This is a genomic window from Verrucosispora sp. SN26_14.1 (assembly GCF_004307965.1).
In the GTDB taxonomy this organism is placed as follows: Bacteria; Actinomycetota; Actinomycetes; order Mycobacteriales; family Micromonosporaceae; genus Micromonospora.
Genome location: NZ_SISL01000558.1, coordinates 1 through 3,427 on the forward strand (window position 1 = coordinate 1; position 3,427 = coordinate 3,427).

Sequence of the window (3,427 nt, forward strand, 5' to 3'; positions counted from 1 at the left end):
AGATGTGTATTAGAGTCAGCGACCGCTTCGTCGCCGCCGGGGTCGACGCCGCCTCGGCGGAGGCGGTCGCGGCACTCTGCCGTGAACACCGGATCACCCACGTGCTCAACGCGGTCGACCCACGCTTCGTCATGCCGATCTTCGACGGGGCGTACGCGGCCGGCGCCGACTACCTCGACATGGCGATGTCGTTGTCCCGCCCGCACCCGACCCGGCCCTATCAGGAGACCGGCGTGATGCTCGGCGACGCGCAGTTCGCGGCGGCCGACCGCTGGACGGAGGCCGGGCGGCTGGCGCTCTGCGGCATCGGTGTCGAGCCCGGCCTCTCCGACGTCTTCGCCCGGTACGCCGCCGACGAGTTGTTCCGCGAGATCGACGAGATCGGGGTACGCGACGGCGCGAACCTGACCGTCGACGGCTACGACTTCGCCCCGTCGTTCTCCATCTGGACCACCATCGAGGAGTGCCTGAACCCGCCGGTGATCTGGGAGGCCGACCGGGGCTGGTTCACCACCGAGCCGTTCAGTGAGCCGGAGGTCTTCGAGTTCCCCGACGGGATCGGGCCGGTCGAGTGCGTCAACGTGGAGCACGAGGAGGTGCTGCTGATCCCGCGCTGGGTGCCGGCCAAGCGGGTCACCTTCAAGTACGGCCTCGGCGCGGAGTTCATCGAGGTGCTCAGGACGCTGCACAAACTCGGTCTCTCCTCGACCGCGCCGGTGCGGGTCGGCCCGGTCTCCGTGTCGCCGCGCGACGTGGTGGCCGCCTGCCTGCCCGACCCGGCCACCCTCGGCGACCGGATGCGCGGCAAGACCTGCGCCGGCACGTACGTCACCGGTATCGGCACCGACGGCGAGCCGCGCCGGGTCTACCTCTACCACGTGGTCGACAACGAGTGGTCGATGCGCGAGTACGGCCACCAGGCGGTGGTCTGGCAGACCGCGGTGAACCCGGTGGTCGCCCTGGAACTGCTGGCCGACGGCGTGTGGTCGGGCAGCGGGGTGCTCGGACCGGAGGCGTTGCCGCCCAAGCCCTTCCTCGACCTGCTCACCGCCTACGGCTCGCCGTGGGGAATGGCGGAACGATGACCCGGTACGGCCCGATGTACGGCCCCGACGTGACGTTCCTCGGCGTACCGCCCTGCACGATCGAGGAGCCCGTCACGTACGCCGACGCCGACGTCGTGATCATCGGCGCGCCCTTCGACGGCGGCACCTCGCACCGCCCCGGCACCCGGTTCGGCCCGTCCGCCATCCGGCAGGCGTGCTATCTGCCGCACGACGGCTCCCGCCCCTCCCTGGCGCTGCGCGTCGACGCGCTGCGCGACCTGTGCGTCTACGACGCCGGTGACGTCGAGATGTTCTCCGGCGACATCGAACGGTCGCTGTCCGCGCTGGAAACCGCCGTGTACGCGGTCGCCTCGGCCGGTGCGATCCCGGTGGTCCTCGGCGGCGACCACTCCATCGCCCAGCCCGACGCCACCGGGGTGGCCCGCCACCACGGGCTGGGCCGGGTGTCGCTGGTGCACTTCGACGCGCACGCCGACACCGGCGACATCGAGTTCGGCTCGCTGCACGGTCACGGCCAGCCGATGCGTCGACTCATCGAGTCCGGCGCGGTACGCGGCGACCGGTTCCTCCAGATCGGCCTGCGCGGCTACTGGCCGGGCCCGTCGACCCTGTCCTGGATGGCCGAGCAGCGCATGCGCTCGTACGAGATGACCGAGATCGTGGCCCGTGGCCTGGACGACTGCCTCACCGAGGCGTTCGACATCGCGACCGACGAGTGCGAGGGCGTCTTCCTCTCCGTCGACGTGGACGTGGTGGACCCGGGTATGGCCCCCGGCACCGGCACCCCCGAACCGGGCGGCTTCACCAGTCGGCAGCTGCTCGACGCGGTCCGCCGGGTCTGCTACGAACTCCCCGTGGTCGGGGTGGACGTGGTGGAGGTCGCCCCGCCGTACGACCACGCCGACATCACCGCCTACCTCGGCAACCGGGTCGTGCTGGAAGCGTTGTCGGCCATCGCCCGCCGCCGTCGCGACGCCGCCGGTGGCCCACCCTGGAACCCCACCCAACCCCTCCTGGACAGCCGCTGACCCTCCCACCCGTCTCCCTGCCCGTCGATCCCGCCCTCTCCTGCCCGTCGATCATGGAGTTGAGGCTGCGATCCTGGGGTATTCGCCCCTTTTCGGAGTGCCGCAACTCCATGATCGCGGCTGCCGGTGCGGCTGCGTGCGGGGCCGTTGCGGAGTGGGGAGGGTGGGGGAAGGCGTTGGGGTGCCCAGGGCAGGGGGTTCGGGAGTTCAGGGGGCGAGGAGGTGGTGGATGGTGGTGACGATGTGGGTGGGGCGGCGGTAGAGGTCGTCGGCGGTGAAGTAACGCATCCGCCAACCCTGACCGGCCAGCCAGTTCGACCGGGAACGGTCGTAGTGCAGGAGCTCCGGGGTCAGGTGGGACTGTCCGTCGTACTCGATGCCGATCCGACGCTTGCGGTAGGCCAGGTCGATCCGGTGCAGCGGTATGCCGTACCGGTCGTGCACCCAGAGCTGAGGCTCCGGGGCCGGTAGTCCAGCGTCCACGAGAATCAGTCTCAACTGACTCTCCTGCCGGCATTCCGACCGGGGATCCGCCAGGCCGATCAGGTCCCGTGCCTGGCGGACGTTACGCAGGCCCCGATGGCGCCCGAGCTCGTCATGGAGATCGTCGCGCCGGCAGGCTGTCGCCCGCAGACAGAGGTCCAGCACCGGAAGGGCTTCTGTCCGCCGGAGTGATCTCGCCAGATCGACGGCACATCGCGCGGCCGGAGCGCAGGGCAGTCCGCGGATCCGGACGGGATCGCGGACCGGCACGACGGACTCATGCGCCACGACCCCACGGATCTGCGGCACGACCGAACCCGCCGGCACGATGACGTGGCACCTGGTCGACCGGGCATCCCCGAAGCCGTGCAGCATCGCACCGGTGTGGAACCCCGCCACCGCGCCGTCGGGCAGACGTTCGAAGATCGCCCTGAGGTGGTCGTCGGCGGCGGCGGGAGGCCCGTAGACACCTCGGGTCAGCCGAAGCAGTGCCCCCTGTGCGATCTGCCCCCGCACCTGACCTCGACTCCACCCGGTCGCCAACAACTCGGAGTAACGAATCAGTCGCTCTGTCATCTCGCCACTGTCCCGGCCCACCCCGGCTGCCGTCCGCCCCTGTGGACGACGTACCGGGCCGCTGTGGATAACTCGCGGCCCCACGGCTGTCCGCGTCGATCATGGAATCGTGGCGATCGCAAATAAGGATAAAAGCTTCCATAAGTGCAGCCCCAACTCCATGATCGACGCGGCGACGACGACGGCGACCGACGGCGACGACGACGGCGACGCGACGACGGTGGCACGTGGGGGCGGGTGGGGGAGGGTGGTGTGGCTCACTCTCTGTTACGG

The 3,427-nt window shown here is 70.3% G+C and carries 3 protein-coding genes; 2 read left to right on the forward strand and 1 reads right to left on the reverse strand.

The features are described 5' to 3' along the window. Positions 1 to 1,085, forward strand: a 1,085-nt coding sequence (locus EYA84_RS28995) for a saccharopine dehydrogenase family protein (protein ID WP_131057181.1), incomplete at its 5' end; no start/stop codon positions are given. Continuing rightward, complete coding sequence (gene speB, locus EYA84_RS29000; RefSeq protein WP_131057183.1) at positions 1,082 to 2,095, forward strand: agmatinase; 1,014 nt, start codon at positions 1,082 to 1,084, stop codon at positions 2,093 to 2,095. The genes EYA84_RS28995 and speB, both read left to right, overlap by 4 nt. Before the next feature lie 207 nt (positions 2,096 to 2,302). Here speB and EYA84_RS33710 read toward each other — a convergent pair whose 3' ends face one another. Continuing rightward, positions 2,303 to 2,593, reverse strand: a complete 291-nt coding sequence (locus EYA84_RS33710) for an endonuclease domain-containing protein (protein WP_236146019.1) — start codon at positions 2,591 to 2,593, stop codon at positions 2,303 to 2,305. Positions 2,594 to 3,427: the final 834 nt, after the last annotated feature.

What these genes read in the sequence shown, in the direction of transcription:
- speB (WP_131057183.1), top strand. Translation starts at nt 1,082, where the DNA reads ATGACCCGGTACGGCCCGATGTACGGCCCCGACGTGACGTTCCTCGGC.